The 206-nt window shown below is 61.2% G+C and carries 1 pseudogene; it reads right to left on the bottom strand.

Annotated elements, in window-relative coordinates:
- A pseudogene (locus GYB81_RS24420) lies at positions 1–206 on the bottom strand (class II poly(R)-hydroxyalkanoic acid synthase); the annotation flags it as partial.

Below are 206 nucleotides of genomic sequence, written 5' to 3'. Positions count from 1 at the left end.
GGCGACAGGTCGAATACGTAGAACTTGTTGATCTGCGCCGACACCTCCAGCTGTAGGCACTCGTGGACGCTCACGGTAACCAGCTTGTACGGGATCAGCTCCAGCACGTCGTTACGAAACACCGCGGCGCCCTCGGTGGTGGCCAGGTTCTTGCCGACCTCGAAGGCCTCCATGTTCTCCTGACTCGGCAGGCCGCCTTTGTGCAC

It is taken from the genome of Pseudomonas yangonensis, from assembly GCF_009932725.1.
GTDB lineage: Bacteria > Pseudomonadota > Gammaproteobacteria > Pseudomonadales > Pseudomonadaceae > Aquipseudomonas > Aquipseudomonas yangonensis.
The sequence above is the reverse complement of the archived record's forward strand: the minus strand, read 5'-3'. Positions and strand labels throughout refer to the sequence as shown.